Annotated in this window: 17 protein-coding genes; 5 read left to right on the top strand and 12 right to left on the bottom strand. The window is 34.8% G+C overall.

Going from position 1 to position 18,914, the window contains the following annotated elements; all coding sequences use genetic code 11:
• The first annotated feature begins 104 nt into the window (after nucleotides 1-104).
• Nucleotides 105-923, top strand: a complete 819-nt coding sequence (locus tag HM987_RS10595) for a type 1 glutamine amidotransferase (protein ID WP_179007891.1) — start codon at nucleotides 105-107, stop codon at nucleotides 921-923.
• Between the two features lie 6 nt (nucleotides 924-929).
• Nucleotides 930-2,132 (top strand): hypothetical protein, encoded by a 1,203-nt coding sequence (locus HM987_RS10590; RefSeq protein ID WP_179007889.1) that lies wholly within the window; start codon nucleotides 930-932, stop codon nucleotides 2,130-2,132.
• A 93-nt stretch (nucleotides 2,133-2,225) separates the two neighbouring features.
• Here HM987_RS10590 and HM987_RS10585 read toward each other — a convergent pair whose 3' ends face one another.
• From HM987_RS10585 to HM987_RS10575, 3 genes are all read right to left on the bottom strand, one after another.
• A complete protein-coding gene (locus HM987_RS10585; RefSeq protein ID WP_179007887.1) occupies nucleotides 2,226-3,425 on the bottom strand; it encodes an ATP-grasp domain-containing protein in 1,200 nt (399 codons plus the stop codon).
• A gap of 90 nt (nucleotides 3,426-3,515) precedes the next feature.
• Entirely contained in the window at nucleotides 3,516-4,928 is a 1,413-nt protein-coding gene (locus HM987_RS10580) for a leucyl aminopeptidase family protein (RefSeq protein WP_179007885.1), read from the bottom strand.
• Nucleotides 4,929-4,938: 10 nt separating this feature from the next.
• Complete coding sequence (locus HM987_RS10575; protein ID WP_179007883.1) at nucleotides 4,939-5,706, bottom strand: alpha/beta hydrolase; 768 nt, start codon at nucleotides 5,704-5,706, stop codon at nucleotides 4,939-4,941.
• Between the two features lie 230 nt (nucleotides 5,707-5,936).
• Here HM987_RS10575 and HM987_RS10570 point away from each other — a divergent pair, with 230 nt between their 5' ends.
• Both HM987_RS10570 and HM987_RS10565 read left to right on the top strand, forming a co-directional pair.
• Complete coding sequence (locus HM987_RS10570) at nucleotides 5,937-8,345, top strand: DUF2339 domain-containing protein (protein ID WP_179007881.1); 2,409 nt, start codon at nucleotides 5,937-5,939, stop codon at nucleotides 8,343-8,345.
• The gene (locus tag HM987_RS10565) at nucleotides 8,329-9,558 is read left to right on the top strand and encodes a DUF3999 family protein (protein ID WP_179007880.1); all 1,230 of its coding nucleotides are present in this window, start codon (nucleotides 8,329-8,331) and stop codon (nucleotides 9,556-9,558) included. Before HM987_RS10570 ends, HM987_RS10565 begins: the two co-directional genes overlap by 17 nt.
• A 4-nt stretch (nucleotides 9,559-9,562) precedes the next feature.
• On the opposite strand, the gene HM987_RS10560 is transcribed toward HM987_RS10565, so the two are convergent.
• Nucleotides 9,563-10,237 carry an ABC transporter ATP-binding protein gene (locus tag HM987_RS10560; protein WP_179007878.1) on the bottom strand — a complete coding sequence of 225 codons (675 nt, stop codon included), beginning with the start codon at nucleotides 10,235-10,237 and terminating at the stop codon, nucleotides 9,563-9,565.
• A gap of 263 nt (nucleotides 10,238-10,500) precedes the next feature.
• Here HM987_RS10560 and HM987_RS10555 point away from each other — a divergent pair, with 263 nt between their 5' ends.
• Nucleotides 10,501-10,779 carry a hypothetical protein gene (locus tag HM987_RS10555; RefSeq protein WP_179007876.1) on the top strand — a complete coding sequence of 93 codons (279 nt, stop codon included), beginning with the start codon at nucleotides 10,501-10,503 and terminating at the stop codon, nucleotides 10,777-10,779.
• Nucleotides 10,780-10,823: 44 nt separating this feature from the next.
• Here the strand turns inward: HM987_RS10555 and HM987_RS10550 are convergent, their stop codons facing one another.
• From HM987_RS10550 to serC, 8 genes are all read right to left on the bottom strand, one after another.
• Nucleotides 10,824-11,399 carry a type 1 periplasmic binding fold superfamily protein gene (locus HM987_RS10550; protein WP_179007874.1) on the bottom strand — a complete coding sequence of 192 codons (576 nt, stop codon included), beginning with the start codon at nucleotides 11,397-11,399 and terminating at the stop codon, nucleotides 10,824-10,826.
• 65 nt (nucleotides 11,400-11,464) lie between these two features.
• Complete coding sequence (locus HM987_RS10545; RefSeq protein ID WP_179007872.1) at nucleotides 11,465-13,864, bottom strand: TonB-dependent receptor; 2,400 nt, start codon at nucleotides 13,862-13,864, stop codon at nucleotides 11,465-11,467.
• A 376-nt stretch (nucleotides 13,865-14,240) separates the two neighbouring features.
• Nucleotides 14,241-14,735 carry a DUF6787 family protein gene (locus HM987_RS10540; protein WP_179007871.1) on the bottom strand — a complete coding sequence of 165 codons (495 nt, stop codon included), beginning with the start codon at nucleotides 14,733-14,735 and terminating at the stop codon, nucleotides 14,241-14,243.
• A 49-nt stretch (nucleotides 14,736-14,784) separates the two neighbouring features.
• On the bottom strand, nucleotides 14,785-15,288 hold the full coding sequence (locus HM987_RS10535) for a DUF6146 family protein (RefSeq protein ID WP_229724379.1): 504 nt from the start codon (nucleotides 15,286-15,288) through the stop codon (nucleotides 14,785-14,787).
• A 179-nt stretch (nucleotides 15,289-15,467) separates the two neighbouring features.
• Nucleotides 15,468-15,647 (bottom strand): hypothetical protein, encoded by a 180-nt coding sequence (locus tag HM987_RS10530; protein WP_179007869.1) that lies wholly within the window; start codon nucleotides 15,645-15,647, stop codon nucleotides 15,468-15,470.
• Nucleotides 15,648-15,845: 198 nt separating this feature from the next.
• Complete coding sequence (locus HM987_RS10525; protein ID WP_179007867.1) at nucleotides 15,846-16,481, bottom strand: DUF937 domain-containing protein; 636 nt, start codon at nucleotides 16,479-16,481, stop codon at nucleotides 15,846-15,848.
• 100 nt (nucleotides 16,482-16,581) lie between these two features.
• On the bottom strand, nucleotides 16,582-17,532 hold the full coding sequence (locus HM987_RS10520) for a D-2-hydroxyacid dehydrogenase (RefSeq protein ID WP_179007865.1): 951 nt from the start codon (nucleotides 17,530-17,532) through the stop codon (nucleotides 16,582-16,584).
• 239 nt (nucleotides 17,533-17,771) lie between these two features.
• A complete protein-coding gene (gene serC / locus HM987_RS10515) occupies nucleotides 17,772-18,833 on the bottom strand; it encodes a 3-phosphoserine/phosphohydroxythreonine transaminase (RefSeq protein ID WP_179007863.1) in 1,062 nt (353 codons plus the stop codon).
• Between the last annotated feature and the right edge of the window lie 81 nt (nucleotides 18,834-18,914).

The raw sequence follows: 18,914 nt of genomic DNA, 5'->3' as shown, positions 1-18,914 counted from the left end.
TACTTATCAGATGACCGCTGAAGTTTATCTTGAGGATTATAGAGTAAGACATATATTTCTTGCGAAGATAAATTTCAACGTAATTCGAAAGACGATAAATAAACATGAAAACAGAAAAATTAAAACTAGCAATTTTAGACATGAACAATGACGAGCCCAACCAAGGGTTGCGTTGTATAGCAGAAATTGCGCATGTGTTTACTGATGACGTTAGTATCCAAATCTTCAACGTCAGGGCAAAACAAGAATTACCAGATACGTCATTCGATATTTATATTTCGAGTGGTGGACCAGGAAGTCCATTGGAAGAAGGCGAATGGAGAAAACCCTATTTACAGTTGATGCAGAACCTTTGGGATATTAATAAAACTAATGCAGAACAAAAAAAGCATGTTTTTTTTATTTGTTATTCGTTTCAGGTGATTTGCGATTATTTTCAACTGGGAGCAATTAAACCAAGACGAAGTACGTCGTTCGGAATTTTAAAGGTTCATCAAACCAAAAAAGGTCATAATGATCTCATTTTTGAAGGCTTGAATGACCCGTTTTATGCTGTTGATTCTAGAGACTGGCAATTGATTCAACCAAAATTGACGGTATTTAAAAAACAGGGTGCTACCATTTTGAGTTTAGAAAAAATTAGGACACATGTAGAATTAGAACGTGCTATAATGGCCGTTCGTTTTTCTGAAGAATTTGTGGGAACCCAATTTCATCCTGAAGCAGAGCCAGTAAGTATGGAGGCCTATTTTAATAGGGAAGAAAACAAGAAAAAAGTGATTGATAGTTTTGGTAAAGAAAAGTATGCTCAGATGATGGACCGTATTGATGATCCGGATAAAGTTGCTTTGACTTACAAAACCATATTACCTAAGTTTATCCAGAATGCGATTATTAAAAATAAACAACCTGTAATGTCCTAATAGAACATGATAAAGCCGATCAGAAACGCCTATAATTCTAATTTTTCAGAAGAAAAGTATCAAGCCTTTTTAAAAGATATTGATGGAACATTTGATTATCATGTGCCTTTTAAAATTGCGGAAACACCTGTTTTTTTGCCTAAGGCATTAAAACAAAAATTAGTGGAAGCCTGTGATGATATAATGTCGGTTATTAACAAACCGAACTTTAAGGAGCTGACTGATGGCGCATTTTTTGATCCCAATACCATTGTACCAAATGAAGATGAACAGTCTAAGTTTATTCAACTCGATTTTGGGATTTGCAAGGATGAAGACGGTAATTTAACGCCAAAATTAATTGAATTACAAGGGTTTCCTTCGTTGTATTATTTTCAAGAATTAGTAGGGCAAAAATATGTGGAACATTTTGGAAATGTTATTCCTCAGGGTTTTACCCAACATTTAAATGGAATGACTTCTAATGATTATCTAGACTTGCTGAAACAAGAAATTGTTGGCGACACGAATCCAAAACAGGTTATACTATTAGAAATAGAACCAGAACAACAGGCTACAGCTATTGATTTTTATGCCACAGCAGAAAAGTTAGGTATTAAAGTACTATGTATTACGGATTTGAAAAAAAGAGGAAAAACACTTTTTTATTTAGACGAGAATGGAGGCGAAGTGGAGGTTCTAAAAATATACAATCGTATTATTTTTGACGAATTACACCAAAGAACCGATCTTAAAACGGAATTCAGTTTTCAAGATGAGATTGATGCGGAATGGATTGGTCATCCCAACTGGTTTTACAGAATCAGTAAGTACACTATGCCTTTACTAAAAGGCGATTATGTGCCAAAGTCTTATTATTTAAATAAATTAGAGCGCATTCCAACAGATTTAGAAAACTATGTGCTAAAACCGTTGTATTCTTTTGCAGGTGCAGGCGTACAAATTCATGTAACCAAAGACATGATTAATGGTATTACCAATAAATCCAATTATTTACTTCAAGAAAAAGTGGCATATGCACCAGTCATTGAAACCATGGATGTACCAGCTAAATGTGAAATTAGAATGATGATGCTCCACAATTCCAAAACCAATAAAACCGAAATAGTCAGTAATCTGATGCGTTTGAGCAAAGGTGAAATGGTAGGCGTAAAATACAATAAGGATAAAACTTGGGTTGGCGGTAGTACTGGGTTTTTTGAAGGATAATTATATCCTACAAGGATTTAAAACCTTACAGGTTTTGTAAATTTCATTAATTAACAGTTTTTGTTACGTCCTTTTTTCGGACGAGAAACCCACTTACAGCGACTTATCAGGAGCAGGCAAACTCGCATGAAATTCTTCTCCAATACGTTTTGTATATTGATCGAGCAACTCTAAGACGCGCTCACTAGAGTCAGAAGCTACAATCAAACCAATATGCCAAGCTTTGTTCATTCGCCAAACAATTTCTTCATCTGTAAAACTTGAAGTATCAGGATGCTCAAAGCGACTCAAAGACACTACGATTCCTGCGTATTGGTTGTTTGTTTTTGGAAGCTTATAAGCTTTTTTTCTAAGGTTAGCACCTTCAATTCTTGCCCATTCTGCCCAGAGATTTATTCCAGAAGCGGCTTCTACCATTTCGGCTAAATTAGCACCACCAACACGAGAAGAGGTTTCTAAAAAGAACAATTCGCCTGTGGCTTTAGATTGAATGAATTCAGTATGTGAGGCTCCAAACTGCATCCCAAAAGCTTTCATTACCTGTGCGTTCATTTTTTGTAAACCTTTCTCTACTTTCGAACCAATTTCTGAACTTGCAGATCTAAAAATGCCACCTCCATGAGCGACTTCGAAAGGTGTATCCAAGTACTTACTGACTCTGGCAAATTTAACTTGTCCGTTGACATTTAAACCATCCACATGAAACACATCGCCAGGTGCAAATTTCTCGACTAAATAATTATCGCGTTCATCGCCTAATTCATTGACGATTTGCCATAATTCATCCTTGCTATGAATTTTTTTAATTCCTGTTGCAGAAGCTTCCATTCTTGGTTTTATCAGCCAAGGTGGACTCACGTCATCAGCGTAAGAGTTGATAGTCTCGTTGTTGAATAAGTCTGTAAATTCTGGAACATTGACACCTTCTTCTTTTGCTTTTACGCGCATAGCGAGTTTATCCCTAAAATAGTGCGCTGTGGTTCTTCCCATGCCTGGCATTCTAAAGTGTTCACGAAGCAATGCTACTTTTTCCACATCGAAATCATCGAGCGCCACAAAACGATCAAATTTTATAGTGCGAAATTTATAGGCAATACCTTTTACAACATCACTTTGATTCCATTCCTCAACATAAAACGTATCGGTAATAAAGTCCCATGGCCAAGGTTCTTGGTCGAGTTTTTTCTTTGTTAGTAGATAGACATTATTGCCTTCTGCTTTACAGCTTTTAAGAAAATCTTCACCTTTGAAATAGGTAGAAATGCAGAGGAAATTTAATGGTTTTTTAGGCATGGTATTTAGATTAGAATCTAGACCGCTTCGCTTATAAAGCCAAGAATCAAGACATATTAGTTAGCTTTAACCAATTTACAAAACTCTAAATTACTTCAAAGCTTTTTCTTTAATAAATTCAGTAATCAACTGTATGCCATAACCCGAAGCACTTTTCATCTTTGCATAAGGCGAACTTCCAAAAGACACACCTGCAATATCCAAATGCATCCAATTTTCATGGTCTTCGGTAAAAGATTCTAAAAATTGGGCTGCATTTGTGGCTCCAGTTAATGGTTTACCACTAAAATTCCTTAAATCGGCGATATCGCTATGTAAGTCGCTTTTGTATTCCTCGAACATCGGTAGTTGCCAAACGCGTTCGTGTACTTTGTAGCCGATGTCAGACATGGTTTTTGCCATAGCTTCATTATGTGTAAACATTCCTGCGGCTTCATAACCTAAGGTTCTTACGACGCTTCCTGTTAAGGTTGCTAAATCAATTAGATAGTCTGGTTTTAAATTTTTCACCGCATAACTTAAACCATCGGCTAAAACCAAACGGCCTTCGGCATCAGTATCAATGATTTCTATGGTTTTGCCAGAGTAGGAATTAATAACATCTCCAGGTCGGTAACTTTCTGCATCTACTGCATTTTCGGCTGAGCAGACAATGCCAACAATATTGATTTTTAGTTTTAATTTGGCAATCAATTCCACAACACCCAAAACTACGGCTGCACCTCCCATATCACTTTTCATGTAATGTAAGTTGGTGGAAGGTTTGATGGATAATCCACCAGAATCGAATGTTATGCCCTTACCAACTAAAGCAATATCCACTTTTTTACTGGTTTTACCATTGTATTCGTTAATGATAACTACAGGTTTGTTCACGCTACCTTTTCCAACGGATAGAACCGCTTCAAAACCTTGTTTTTTAAGTTCTTTATATTTGAGAACGGTACATTTATACTTGGCATCTTTAGCCGATTTTTCAGCCCAATTCCCCAAAAATTCAGGGGTTTTGATATTTGGTGGTGCATCAACCAAGCCTTTGATTTTGTTGATGGTTTCTCCTGTGTATTTACCTTCGTCTAAAATTTTCTTAACGCTTTTGGTTGAAGAAAATGATACGGTTATTTTATGTTGTTTATCTTTTTTCGATTTGAATTCTCCAATTTCATATTGCGCCATTTCTAATCCAATGACCGCTTTTCTCACTTCATCTTCTGTTAAATCCTCAGCATAAACTTGTATCGATTTATTCCAATATTTCTGGGTGTCAAAGGCCAATTTTTGAAATGTCTTCTCTAATTGAGCACTGTGTTTTTCTTCTCCTAATCCTATGAGGTATATTCTGTTACCTTGGCTACCATAAAGTAATTGATGCGTTGAGAAACTACCATCAAAATCTGGTTTTGCTATAGGAAGAAAATCTTTTATCGCTTGCAGACTATCCTTTCTACAGGGTAGAATAAAATCTTTTGAAGTATCTAAAGTTTTAGTGTGTTTGTATGTCATAATTATTGAATTAAAAATAGAGCCATTTTACGGCTTTCGGGAATTCTTCGCGCCAATGTTCTTCAGCATGGCTGCCTTCTTCGTTAATGGAGAAATGAAAATCAATATGATAACCTTTTACCATACGTTCTTTAATTATTGCGCCAAGTTTTTGCGCATTAGGTAAATGCTCAATACTTTCCTTTCCTCCAGAATAGAGATAAATCTTCGATTCTTCAAGCGGTTGAAAGGTTTTTGTATTGTTGAAAATCGTTTTCGAAATCCATAAACTGGGAGAAAAAATCATCATTTTACCAAAAACTTTGGGGTTTTTCAGTCCTGCGTGTAGACTAATCAGTCCTCCCATTGAGCTTCCTCCAATTCCGGTATTGTCAAAATCGGTCAAGGTTCGGTAGTGGCTGTTGATGTATGGAATTAATTTTTCAATCATAAATTGAATATAAAAATTACCTTTTCCTTCTCCAAATCTTGGATGATAATACGGCAAATATTCATTGATGCGTTCTTCATTGCCATGATCTACGGCAATAATTATGAGATCTCCAAAACCTTCTTCGGCCAATTTGGCCATGGATTTATCAATGGCCCAATCTCCAAACGGCGCCATTGGGTTAAATAAGTTTTGGCCGTCTTGCAAATAGAGTACAGGATAGCGCTTTTCGGTTTGGTAATATTCGTGTGGTAATAATGCCGAAATTTTTCGGGTGGCATTAAGATGTGGAATTTCGTAGGCTTCTTCCAGCACTTCAATAATAGGTTCGAACTCCGTCACTGTCATTAGTTTTAATTTAGGTAAAGCGAAAATACTATTTTATGATATTAGAAACCTAAAAAAATTAAACAGATGTTAACAATGTATTAAGGTTGGATTAATTTATATACTAAACTTTGAAAACATGAAATATATTTCCTAAGCCGTGCTTTAATCCGTGGAATTGAAGATTTAAATTTTAAAAGCTATTTTAGCTTTGTCTTTTTCATCTAAAAAGGTAACCAAACCAATGTTATATGGCATCAAATCATGAGCTTATAAATAAATTAATTGAAAAATTAGAACTTCTTTTTAAAAAGCAAGCCGAGTTTTCTGCTGAAATTAATAGTCTTAAAGAGGAATTGTACCGGTTGCAATCTGCAGCATCAAAAGATCAACAGAATGAAATAGGGAAGGAACTAATTACAGAACCGTTGCCAATAGAAGAAAAAGAACATCCTATTGAACCTGAGGTGAAAACCCAATCTGGAATTGATGAATCCATTGCACCAAAATCAGAACCGATATTGGAAACCGAAGGTGAAATTGAGTCCAACAAAGCTCAAACACGAAATTATACTCAGGAAGTTCCAAAACAAAAATCGAGTTTAGAGAAATTTATAGGTGAAAACATTCTGAATAAAATCGGCATTATCATTACGATTATAGGTGTGGCTATTGGTGCAAAATATTCCATTGAAAACGATTTAATAAGTCCCTTGACCCGAATTATCCTTGGGTATTTAACCGCTATTGGCTTACTTGGTTTTGGTATTAAACTCAAGGAAAAATACGAATCTTACAGTGCTGTTTTAACAAGTGGCGCTATCGTAATTTTATACTTTATCACGTTTTTTGCCTATAGTTTTTACGGGCTAATTCCGCAATCGGTCGCCTTTGCTCTTATGGTGATTTTTACGGCATTTACTGTGGTTGCAGCTATAAGTTATAACCGACAGATCATTGCGCATATTGGTTTGGTGGGTGCTTATGCGGTGCCTTTTTTATTGAGTAATGATTCTGGTCGCGCAGACATATTATTTGGTTATATGGCGATTATTAACATTGGAATTTTAATTATTTCGTTCAAAAAATATTGGAAATCACTTTACTATTCAGCCTTTATATTTACATGGCTTATTTTTATGTCTTGGTACTTTATTGACTATAGTCCAGAAGAACATTTTGGACTAGCTTTAACGTTTCTAACTGTATTTTTCCTCATATTTTATATCACATTTATAGCATACAAACTCCTAAAAAAAGAAGCCTTCAATTCTGGAGATGTGGTTTTGTTATTGATCAATTCCTTCGTGTTTTATGGGTTAGGTTATGCGATCTTAAATGATAACAAAACGGGTTCACAATTATTAGGTCTATTTACATTGGGCAATGCGGTTATTCATTTTATAGTCAGTGTGTTGTTTTATAAGATGAAACTAGGCGATAAAAAGTTGTTTTATTTAGCGTCTGCCATGGTTTTAGTGTTTATTACAATAACAATTCCTGTGCAATTAAATGGTAATTGGGTCACCTTATTATGGGTAAGTGAAGCTGCTTTGTTATTTTGGTTAGGCCGAACAAAAGGCATTTCGGTTTACGAAAAACTATCGTATCCATTAATGCTATTGGCGTTTTTAAGTATTTTACAAGATTGGTCTAATGCTTATAGTTTTTATTATGGTTTGACAACTGAAAATGAAATGACGTCAATTTTTAATGTTCATTTTTTAACCTCTTTATTATTTCTGGCCGCATTTGGATTCATTGTGTGGCTTTCTAGAAAAGAAACTTATGTTTCGGCATTTAAACCCGATTCTAATTGGAACAAATTATGGTCTTATATAATACCTTCCATATTGATATTTAGTGCTTATTATGCATTTAGGCTAGAAATTGAATTGTATTGGGATCAATTATTTTACACTTCCAAAATTGAAATAACTTCAGAAGATAATTACAATAACGCCATCAGAAATTATGATTTGAGGGATTTTAAAACGATTTGGATTCTTAATTATTCGTTATTGTTTATGGCAGCCTTGGCTTATGTGAGTTTTAAATTCATCAAAAACAAAGCTCTAGAAGTAATAACAATAGGTCTTGCGGTGGCTACAATAGTAATGTTTTTAGCGCAAGGACTTTATGCCATAAGTGAGTTACGGGAAAGCTATTTAAATCCTTCTGAATATTTTGTCAAGGCTAGCGTTTATTTATGGATACGCTATGTGTCGTTTATCTTTTTGGCTTTGGCATTATTTACCTGTTATAAGTTTATTAAGCGTGAAGGCATAACGAGAGGTTTCAAGATTGCGTATGATATTTTATTACACGTTTCCATTATCTGGGTGTTAAGTAGCGAGCTGATTCATTGGATGGATCTATTTGATTCAGCACAATCTTACAAATTAGGATTGAGCATACTTTGGGGTGTGTATTCCTTCCTTTTAATCGCTTTTGGTATTTGGAAAGATAAAGCCTATTTGCGCATTGGAGGTATGATTTTCTTTGGGATTACCTTAATAAAGCTGTTCTTTTACGATATTGTACATCTGAATACCATTTCAAAAACCATCGTGTTTGTATCGCTTGGTGTGCTGCTTTTAATCATTTCATTTTTATACAACAAATACAAAAACCAGATTACAGATGATGCTAAAGACTAAACTACTTGCAGGTTTTCTAATAGGATTTACGGTTTTTTGTTCGGCACAAATGGAAACCTATAATTTCAAAAGGGAATTAACTAATGTGAATGATGAATGGCATCAACTCACGTTGCCGAATACCTTATTTGGAAAGCTGAATTCGGATTTAAATGACCTCAGAATATATGGCACCACAGAAAATGATACTATAGAAGCGCCATACTTTCTTGAAGTACTGTCAGATAAAATAGTACATAAATCCATTCCTTTTAAAATCATCAATAAAACGAAAAGTGACAATAACTATTATTTTACATTTCAGTTAGATTCTGAAAATACGATTAACCAAATAAACTTAAATTTCAATGACACTAATTTTGATTGGAAAGTGGGTTTAGAAGGCAGCCAAAACCAAAAAGAATGGTTTAAGATACTTGAAGATTATAGAATCTTGGCCATTAAAAATGAAGCGACCAATTTTAAATTTACAACCCTTGAGTTTCCTGAAACGAAATATCGTTTTTATAGATTAATAATCAAACACAATGAACAACCGGAATTAGAATCTGCTCAACTTTCCAAGCACGAAATCACAAAGGGAAATTCCGTGAAATACCTTATTAAATCACTTAAAACGAAAGAAGATAAACAGTTAAAAACGACCACAATAAATGCAGAATTAGAGTTGCCAATAGCGCTGAGTCAAATAGAAATTGATGTGAGCAACAGTTTTGATTATTACAGACCTCTAAAAATTGAATATCGCAGCGATAGCACAAAAACTGAAAAAGGATGGAAATACCATTACAAAACAATAACAAGTGGCACATTAAATTCTTTGGAAGCCAATCGGTTTAAATTTGGAAACACGATTGCCAAACACCTAAAAATCACGATTTATAATAGCGATAACCAACCCTTGACCATTTCAGATGTTACTGCCAAAGGTTATGAATATAGGCTAATTGGTCGATTTACAGAACCAGCAGATTATACGCTGGTTTATGGAAATCCATCCGCAATACAGCCTAATTATGATATCAATAAGTTTAAATCTAAAATACCTAATGATTTAAAGCCTTTAAAAGTAGGAGCAGAGGAAGTTATCTTAAAGCCAGAGCAGCAAAAGGTAACACCACTTTTTGAAAATGGGTATTGGCTTTGGGCAATTATTGGTGTGGTAATTTTAGTGTTGGGAGGTTTTACGCTAAGGATGTTGCGGAAGGGTTAAGAAATCAACCCACAATCTTCCCATCAACCATAGTCAACTTTCGGTCTGCCATAGCCGCCAATTCTTGGTTATGCGTTACAATTACAAAGGTTTGGTTAAACTCGTCTCTTAATTTGAAGAATAAATTATGCAACTGATCCGCAGATTCACTGTCTAAGTTTCCAGAAGGTTCATCAGCAAAAATAATATTGGGATTATTGATTAAAGCTCTTGCCACAGCTACACGTTGTTGTTCGCCACCAGACATGCTGTTGGGTTTGTGATGAATGCGTTCGCTTAAACCTAAATAATCCAATAGTTCTTTAGCACGTTTTTCGGCATCTGTTTTTGGGGTGTTATTTATAAAAGCAGGAATGCAAACATTTTCTAATGCTGTAAACTCTGGTAACAATTGATGAAATTGAAAAATAAAGCCAATGTTCTTATTCCTGAATTTTGCCAAACCTTTATCATTCAACGTTTTTATGGATTGGTCGTTTATAATCAGTTCCGTATCTGATGTGTAATCGGGTTTATCTAAGGTGCCTAAAATTTGAAGCAACGTAGTTTTGCCAGCACCAGAAGCCCCAACAATTGAGATAACTTCGCCCTCTAAAATGGTTAAATCAACCCCTTTCAAAACTTGGAGGTCTTTGTAGGCTTTCTTGATTTGCTTTGCGGAAATAACAGTTTTATTCATACGTTGTGAAAATAATACTTAATGTCATAATCTACAATTTTATAATGTAGATATTATGGCAAATGAGTTGAATGGTTGCTTGGTTTGAATTTCACTTATGGTTACTAATGTTAAAAGCGATCTAAGATTGAATAATTCATTGTAAGTGCTAAATATTAAATACTTAAACTTCTATAATGCTAAGTACGTTCTAAAATTAATGGCTATTAATGTGAAAATGGCAGCTACCGTTCGTTTGGAATAATTATTGATTTATGTAAACTATGAATAAATACAAAAAATTAGGAGTTGGTCTGTTGCTGGACGCTTTAGGCTTTGTCTCCTTTATAATTCCAGGAGTTGGGGAATTTTCAGATATTATTTGGGCACCAATTTCGGGTTGGTTAATGACCAAACTATATGCTGGAAAAGCTGGAAAAATTGCAGGTGTGATCGCTTTCGTCGAGGAAGCGCTGCCTGGCTTTGACGTGATACCAACATTTACTTTGATGTGGTTTTATACGTATGTTTTTAAAAAGGAAGAATCAAAACTAAAAACATAAAAAAAAAGCACTCCTTGGAGTGCTTTTTTTATGTTGATTTTCTTCTATTGAATTTCAACGTTATTAAATGTAATAATTAAATCTTCAGAACCACCTGTAACTGTACCAAATCCATCAGAATCATCAGTAGATGTTGGTTCGTGCGTTAATACGATTTGTAGATTCCCAGTACTTGCTGCACCTACAGACCAAGTTGTATTAACCCCTAGTTTACTTCCGTTAGGACCATCGATATCATTAGCATCTCTTGTCATGGTTAAATTTAAACCATTTACGGCATAGGTGATGAAATGCTCATCAGCTTCAGGGATAATATCATCATTCAAAACATCATCTGCAGGTGTCTCTGACGTATTAAGGATTTCCAGTGTTAAAGCATAGGTTGCTCCAGACGTAAAACTTCCTGTAACTGATTCACTAGAAGCACCATCTTGACCGTCTGGGGCATCACTATACAAAACCACAGTATCCGCTGAATTAGCCGTATTTGTGAATGTTAAAGTTACATCGGTAATTAGCTCTTCAGGATTAATTGGAATTGGATTGTCATCGTCACTAGAACATGAGGTCATAAGGGTGAGGCAAAAAAGTGCGCTTATAAAAAATTTACTTGTTTTCATAAAATTCATATTTAAATAATTGATTTTTATTGTTTTATAATTTGAGTTATCTGTATTCATTTTATTTAATAATTAAGTTGTAATTGTAATGTTATATTTCTTCCTAGGTCATCAGCATAATAACGTAGTCGGTTTAGGTAATTTCTATAAGAGGTGTTGAAAATATTGTTAACAGCAATTGCTACATTCAAGTTTGTTTTTTTATTGATCTCAAATGTTGCTTCACTAGAAAAATGTAATAAATGATAGGCTGGAGGTGGCGTACTGATATCAACAAGAATCATATCGCCTGTAAGCTCATCTTCTATTTCAAAATTAAAATCGGGAAATTCATTTTGTTCAAAAACCAAATCAGACTTTAAACGGGCTGAAAAATTATACCACGCTTCATTACTATAAGTAATTTGGTTTGTTGTATTAAAAGAAGGCATGTCAATTAAAGGTAAATCGGTTTTGAGGTCATATCCCTTTATAAACGCCGTTTTATTCTGCCATTGTAAGGCATTAGAAACGTCATAGGTTGCGGTAACATCTACGCCAAATAATTGGGCATTGGTTTGTTGATATTGCCACAAAGGAAAAGGGCCTCTATTGGTAAGGATAAAATCAAAAGGCCTCAAGTACATATAGTCTTTAATGTTGTTATAGAACACTTCAGTTAAAAGATTAAATGTTGTACCATTATAGGCATAAGATGCAGACACCCTATTTGCAATTTCTTTATCAAACCTAAGATCTCCTAATTCAAACCTAGCCGCCGAATGGTGCAATCCATCACTAAACAATTCTGATACATTTGGTGGTCTACTGGACAACGCATAATTAGCAATGATGTAACTTCGATCATTAAAATTGTATTTTACACCAGCCGAAGCAGAAATATTATGATAATTAAAAATAGGATTGGTTAAAAGCTGTGTCGGTAATTCTTCGATAATTATATCAGAAAAATCCATATCGTAGCCACGTTCTTCCCATCGCGATTTTAGATAAAACTTTTTAGCATCAATTCTATTAAAGTCATACCTTATTCCAGCATCGACAATTAAATCTTCACTGATTTGCCACTCCGTTGTGGTGTAAGCTCCAAAATCATACTTTTCGTAATCTGGTATGAGCCGTCTTACTTCTGTCGCAGGATTTGCAAAATTATCCTGAAAGCGACCCATGATACCAAAATTAATTTTTCGGTCTAAGTCAGCGTCTAAATTTACATCAGCTAAGAGCGTATGGGTTTGCAACTTTAAATCAATGGCAGGAATATTTCTTGTTTCACCTATTCTTACGTCAAATTCGAATCTTTGATTATTCTGATAGTCATATTGCAAATTAACCTTACCAAATTTTTGGAATCGTTTGTAATAGCTTGCTTTAACCAAATGATGGGTAATGTCTTGTTTAGGTGCATTGATGTCATAACTGAAATCTCTGATAAGGTTAGGTTCGTCAGAATTTATAGCACGAACTAGATCAAACGTACTGCCAATGTGTGAAGCACCTAAAATACCAATCTCATTGTTCAAATAACTATAATAGACTTCAAAACCAGATTCAAACTTCTTTTTGCCAGCACTAACTGTAAAAGCCTGCGACTTTAAACCTGTATTGGTCAAGTTGTAATCTGGAGCTTTAAAATCACCATTTTGTTTCAAAGAACCTTGAATATTGGCAAACCAACCCGATTTGTAGCTTTTATTTAAAGTTGAAGATATATTATAACCACGTCCATTGGATTGTCCTCCAATAATTGTACGTCCGTAGAGCGTATCCCTTCTAATTATTCTACTTGGATTAATAACAATAACGCCACCCACGGCGTCACCGCCAAAAGCTAGAGCACCAGAACCTTTGATAACCGATATTTGATCTGCTGAATTGATATCTACATTAGGTGCATGCTCAATTCCCCACTCTTGGTCCTGTAGTCTTACATTATTGTTTAAAATAAGCAAACGACTACTATGCATACCGTTAATCATAGGTTTAACGATAGAGTTACCTGTATTGATAGAAGACACTCCGGAAACTTCCTTAAGTGCATCACCTAAATTTAAAGCACTATACTTTTTTAACGTATTTGCCTTGAGTACGGTCTCTTGTGCAGTCGTGGTCTCTTTTTTGTCAATATGAGCGGTAACGGAAACCTCTTTAAGTTCTTCAATATGATGTTCAATTAAAATGGTTTTAAAAGTATCACTATTGATTTCAAAACTCACGGTTTTAGTTTCGCAATTCGCATGGGAAATTACCAAGGTTAGCGTACCAGCGCATAAATTTTCAATTTTGAATTTGCCATTTAAATCTGAAAATGAATACCTATCGTTTTCTTTTTGATAGATCGTTGCAGATTCTATTGGTGTACCATCATGAAAATCCTTTAATTCGCCTAGAAATATGTATGTGCAATTTTGGCTATAGCTAAAGCTGGAAACAGCTATAACTAAGCCAATAATTATTGATTTCATTCAAATAGATTTGTTATAATATTAGAAAATATAAAATCCTAACCTATTTGAGGAGGTCCTCTTACAAACCTTGTTAAATGCTGATAATTATTAAAAGAAATATAATGTGAAGAAAATGTTTTGGTGGTTATCGGATTAACGACCAAATCATAATTACAATGTATGAGAAACTGAGTATTTGTAAGCTTAAATTTATAGAAATCACAATCAAGGTCAGACTCATGAAAGTGGGTCTTTAGTTCGCCATCAGCATCACAAACTTGATGTGAATGATGCGTAAAAACATGGGATAATTTAACAACAGAAGGCAACATCACCGCCAGCACTAGCATAAATGCCAATGTCTTAAATAATGTTATAATAACTGTTTTAAAATTCAATCTAAAAAGCGTTTAAATCCAAATCTGCTTAACATTTTCTTTTCGAACTCCCAGAAAAATTTAAACTGACCAAAGAGCCATCCGAAGGTCACCAATAGGATCTGATAGAAAATTAGCCCAATGATAATGAATAAAATCCAGTACAAGACGGGATTTAAGTTTTCTTTAGTAATTCCAATAAGTTTTATGATTGGTCTGCCCACAAATAAAGAAGATGAACCTGTAACAGCGAATACCATAAACACACGGATCATTTCCCATTTGTAATCGAGAATCCATTTCTTTTCCAGTTTTTTGAATATGAATAAAGTCAATTTTAAAAGAAGAAAAAAGAGGACTAAAGCAGCAATAATTATAAAAACTAAATTATAATCTTGTAAAATAGCATTTGAAATTTTAAAAGCTGAATATCCTAAAATAACCAAACCAAAAAAGGGAAATAGCAATTGCCAATTATGCTGAATTTCCCAATGTTTTTTAAATTTTTCCATAATCCTACAATCGTGCTGCAAAACTAAGGAATTAACTTGTATTTACAGATTAAATTCTGGGCAGAAAAGAGGATAAACGTTGTTTGTATTTTAGTTGAAAATAGACAAAATAGTTGTACAATTTGTAGTTCACCTCATAGCCATAATCAGTTCGTGTATCGTAATCGATACGAAGTTCGTAGAGATTAGGATCGTATGTCATGGGTTGCATATTTCTTTGATTCCAAGCCTGTACCAAAATAGCATTTCTGGACTCTAAAAATTGTTGTGAATAATAACCCTCTGGTCTCGCTGTGCCAATTAGCCAAGCGTTAAATCCAGGTTCGATAATAATAATTTCGTAATCGCTTTCGTCGCTACTTATGGAAACCGTATCATTTTCCACAAGTCCACTTTCATTGCCGTTATCGATTGTTTGGTTGGTGTTGTAAGATTTACAACTTGCGATTAAAATAAGTAGTACAACAAATGGGATTAGCGTTTTAAGGGTTCGAGTGAACTCCTTACTGTATTTATATGAGATAGGGTTAGATTTTAATCGTGGATGTTTCATAATCTTAAAGGTATTGAAAATTTGTTAGTGTCTATTAGGGTTATATTCTATTTAACACTACAAATAAAAGCCACAATGAAGCATTTGCCAATACAAAATGAGTGAAGTGATGTTGCAAATGAGTGAATCGCCCTATTTTCACTAGACAGGGAAATTAAAAAGTTAAAACCAATTCAATTTTATTTTGGTTTTTTGGCTGCACGTTCTTTACGATCGTGCTCTTGTTTCCCATATTGGTTATAATGGTCTTCTTTTTGTGCTCCTTTTTCATCGGTTGCATTTTGGTGCAGAATTTTACCATGTTCAGTTTCTGGGTTTTCTCTGTTTTTCTTGTCTTGTTTGTCTTTATCTGAATTCATAATCGATTATTGTTTTTGATTATTTCAATAAATACAAATTTTTCCATTTGGATTGCTGTTTTTGCAAAATATGATAACCCAATCCGAAATTATATGTTGTAAATCTTATACTTTGATGGAATGAATTCTCTTTTGAAAACTAAAAAAAGCAGCTCAAATAAAAGAACTGCTTTCTGCATATTATTAAAGTATAGAATATTATTTCCCAAATAAGCCTCCTAAAAGACCTCCAAGACCACTTTTTTTGTTTCCGCCTCCTAAAATCATACCAGCGACATCATCAACCACACTACCGTCTCCATCCGCATCTAGTATTTTTTCCAAGAAACTTTGCTCGTTTGCCGTATCGCTACCTCCAAGTAAACCACCTAAAAGGCCAGTAACATCACTCTGGGAATTCACATTGTTTTGTTTGGCTTGTTTTCCTAAAACACCCATTAAGATTGGTGCAGCTATTTTCAGAATATTAGCAACAGATCCGGCATCTAAACCAGCTTTCTGACCAAGAATTTGCTCTACGCCTTGTTTTTTTGATCCAAGGACATGGTTAAGAATTTTATCGCCATCATTCTTTACGTGGTCATCAACACCGCCTCCAAATAAGCCGCCAAGATTATCCAAGATACTGCCGTCATGCTTGCTACTTAAAGCTCCTATAAGACCTTGTGCGCCTTCTGAAGTAGAAGCGTTACGTTCCATAGCCTTCATCAGTACTGGTAATGCCATAGTTAAAACACTACTGGTTTTATCTTTGTCGGTTCCTGTAGAACCAGAAACGCCGTTAATAATTGTGCTTCCTAAATCGCTGTTTAATAAATCTAAAATTCCTGCCATTTTTATATATAATTAAGGTTAATAATTTCAATGTTTTAAGGTACAAAAAAAGTCCCACAATAGTAGGACTCATTTATTCTGTTTTCGTCACATTTTTTTGTTAACCAAGAATAGCAATAATCTGTTCTGCCAATTCGGTACCAATTCTATCTTGTGCTTCATTGGTTGCTGCACCTGTGTGAGGTGTTAATGATAAGGCAGGATTCATCAATAACTGAACTTCTGGTTTCGGTTCTTTTTCATAAACATCTAAAGCTGCTCTCGCTACTTTTCCGCTTTCTAAAGCTTTTACAAGCGCCACTTCATTTACAACGCCACCACGTGCAGCGTTCGCTATTATGACACCATCTTTCATTTGGTTGAATTCAGCTTCGTCAATGACATAATCCTTTTGGGCTGGTACATGTAAGGTTAAAAAGTCGGATTGTTTTAAAACCTCTTCCTTAGAAATTGTTTTAATTTCAAAATTTAATTTTTGTCCATCATAGAAATCCAATTGTAAGTCTGCTTTTTCTAAAAAGGGATCAAAGGCAACCACTTTCATTCCTGCTCCCAAAGCTACTTTTGCCGTGGCCTGACCAATACGGCCAAAACCAAGTACGCCCAAAGTTTTTCCTTTAAGTTCTGTTCCTTTTGCGTACGCTTTCTTTAAACCTTTAAAGTTGGCATCGCCTTCTAAAGGCATATCACGATTAGAATTATGTAAGAAACGTGCCAAACCATAAAAGTGTCCAAATACCAATTCTGCAACCGAATGCGATGATGCAGCAGGTGTGTTGATGACTTTAAGTCCTTTGCTTCGAGCATAGTCCACATCGATATTATCCATACCAACGCCTCCACGACCAATAACTTTTAGGCTAGGGCAGTTGTCTATTAAATCTTGTCTTACGGTAGTTGCGCTTCTCACTAAAAGCACATCAATGTTGTTTTCGTTGATGTAGTTTTGTAATTGTTCTTGTGCAACTGTTGTTGTTATAACTTCGTAACCGGCTGCTTCTAATGCATTGATACCACTTTGAGAAACGCCATCGTTTGCTAATACTTTCATTATTTTAGTTTAAAAGTTTAAAAGTTTAAAAGTTTAAAAGTTTAAAGTTTATCAATTTTTCAACAGATAATCTTAAAACTTCAAATTATAATTGTTTTTATTCTGAGTAAGCAATTAAAAACTGTAAACGCCTATTATTTTATTTCACTTCTGAGTAAGCACTGAAAACTGGGACTGAGACTGAAAACTTTTTTTATCCCGTCCGAGTAAGTACTGCATACTGAAGACTGCCGACCAATTTAAGCCTTGCTCTCCAATTCACTCATCACTTCAACCAATGCTTTTACACTATCCAATGATAACGCATTATACATTGAGGCTCTGTAGCCACCAACACTTCTATGGCCGTTTAACCCATTGATGCCAGCTTCCTTTACCATCGCTTCAAAGGTTTCCTTTAAGTTTTCATTCTCTAACGTGAATGTAGCATTCATACTTGAACGATCTTCTTTAACAGAATAGCCTTTAAATAAAGGGTTTAAATCAATTTCGGAATAGATCAGTCTTGCTTTCTTATCGTTTTCTTCTTCAATCGCTTTAATACCGCCAAAATCCTTAAGCCATTGTAAAGTCAACATCGACACATACACTGCAAATACAGGAGGAGTATTGAACATGCTACCTTTACTGATGTGTACTTTATAATCCATCATAGAAGGAATTTTTCGGGATACTTTGCCTAAAATGTCTTCCTTAACGACTACTAAAGTTGTACCTGCTGGTCCCATATTTTTTTGTGCGCCAGCATAGATTAAATCAAATTGAGAGAAATCTAATTGACGTGAAAAAATATCGCTACTCATGTCACACACCATTGGTATTGGTGATTTTGGAAAACTCTTCATTTGCGTTCCAAATATGGTATTGTTGGAGGTGCAGTGGAAATAATCGTAATCTTCAGGAATGTCGTATCCTTTTGGGATATAGTTGTAGTTTGCTGATTTTGATGAGCCTACTTCATAAATGTCATCATAAATCTTGGCTTCTTTTATGGCTTTATCGGCCCAAGTTCCGGTGTTTAAATAACCCGCTCTTTTTTCCAATAAATTAAGCGCCACCATAAGAAACTGAGTGCTTGCTCCACCTTGTAAAAACAAGGCCTTGTAGCCTTTGCCTTCTAAGCCTAATAATTCTAAAGCTAAGGACCTAGCGTTTTCCATCACATCTACAAAGGGTTTGCTACGATGCGAAATTTCTAAAAGTGATAGCCCTTCGTCGAAGTCTAAAACTGCTGCTGCTGCTTGTTCCATTACCGATTTTGGTAACACACATGGTCCTGCACTAAAATTATGTTTTTTCATTTTATCCTGAATTTATTTCAGGATCTTTCAAAATCAACCCTGAATTTTTTTTAAATTTAAACAGCTACAAAGGTGCTAATT

Source organism: Winogradskyella forsetii (assembly GCF_013394595.1).
Classification (GTDB): Bacteria; Bacteroidota; Bacteroidia; order Flavobacteriales; family Flavobacteriaceae; genus Winogradskyella; species Winogradskyella forsetii.
The sequence above is the reverse complement of the archived record's forward strand: the minus strand, read 5'-3'. Positions and strand labels throughout refer to the sequence as shown.

Bases quoted from the DNA above. Each gene is read 5' to 3' on its own strand.
- HM987_RS10590 (WP_179007889.1), top strand. From the start codon at position 930: ATGATAAAGCCGATCAGAAACGCCTATAATTCTAATTTTTCAGAAGAA.
- HM987_RS10540 (WP_179007871.1), bottom strand. From the start codon at position 14,735: ATGGAAAAATTTAAAAAACATTGGGAAATTCAGCATAATTGGCAATTG.
- HM987_RS10525 (WP_179007867.1), bottom strand. From the start codon at position 16,481: ATGGCAGGAATTTTAGATTTATTAAACAGCGATTTAGGAAGCACAATT.
- HM987_RS10545 (WP_179007872.1), bottom strand. From the start codon at position 13,864: ATGAAATCAATAATTATTGGCTTAGTTATAGCTGTTTCCAGCTTTAGC.
- HM987_RS10560 (WP_179007878.1), bottom strand. From the start codon at position 10,237: ATGAATAAAACTGTTATTTCCGCAAAGCAAATCAAGAAAGCCTACAAA.
- HM987_RS10550 (WP_179007874.1), bottom strand. From the start codon at position 11,399: ATGAAAACAAGTAAATTTTTTATAAGCGCACTTTTTTGCCTCACCCTT.
- HM987_RS10555 (WP_179007876.1), top strand. From the start codon at position 10,501: ATGAATAAATACAAAAAATTAGGAGTTGGTCTGTTGCTGGACGCTTTA.
- HM987_RS10565 (WP_179007880.1), top strand. From the start codon at position 8,329: ATGATGCTAAAGACTAAACTACTTGCAGGTTTTCTAATAGGATTTACG.
- HM987_RS10595 (WP_179007891.1), top strand. From the start codon at position 105: ATGAAAACAGAAAAATTAAAACTAGCAATTTTAGACATGAACAATGAC.
- HM987_RS10530 (WP_179007869.1), bottom strand. From the start codon at position 15,647: ATGAATTCAGATAAAGACAAACAAGACAAGAAAAACAGAGAAAACCCA.
- HM987_RS10535 (WP_229724379.1), bottom strand. From the start codon at position 15,288: ATGAAACATCCACGATTAAAATCTAACCCTATCTCATATAAATACAGT.
- HM987_RS10520 (WP_179007865.1), bottom strand. From the start codon at position 17,532: ATGAAAGTATTAGCAAACGATGGCGTTTCTCAAAGTGGTATCAATGCA.
- HM987_RS10580 (WP_179007885.1), bottom strand. From the start codon at position 4,928: ATGACATACAAACACACTAAAACTTTAGATACTTCAAAAGATTTTATT.
- serC (WP_179007863.1), bottom strand. From the start codon at position 18,833: ATGAAAAAACATAATTTTAGTGCAGGACCATGTGTGTTACCAAAATCG.
- HM987_RS10575 (WP_179007883.1), bottom strand. From the start codon at position 5,706: ATGACAGTGACGGAGTTCGAACCTATTATTGAAGTGCTGGAAGAAGCC.
- HM987_RS10585 (WP_179007887.1), bottom strand. From the start codon at position 3,425: ATGCCTAAAAAACCATTAAATTTCCTCTGCATTTCTACCTATTTCAAA.
- HM987_RS10570 (WP_179007881.1), top strand. From the start codon at position 5,937: ATGGCATCAAATCATGAGCTTATAAATAAATTAATTGAAAAATTAGAA.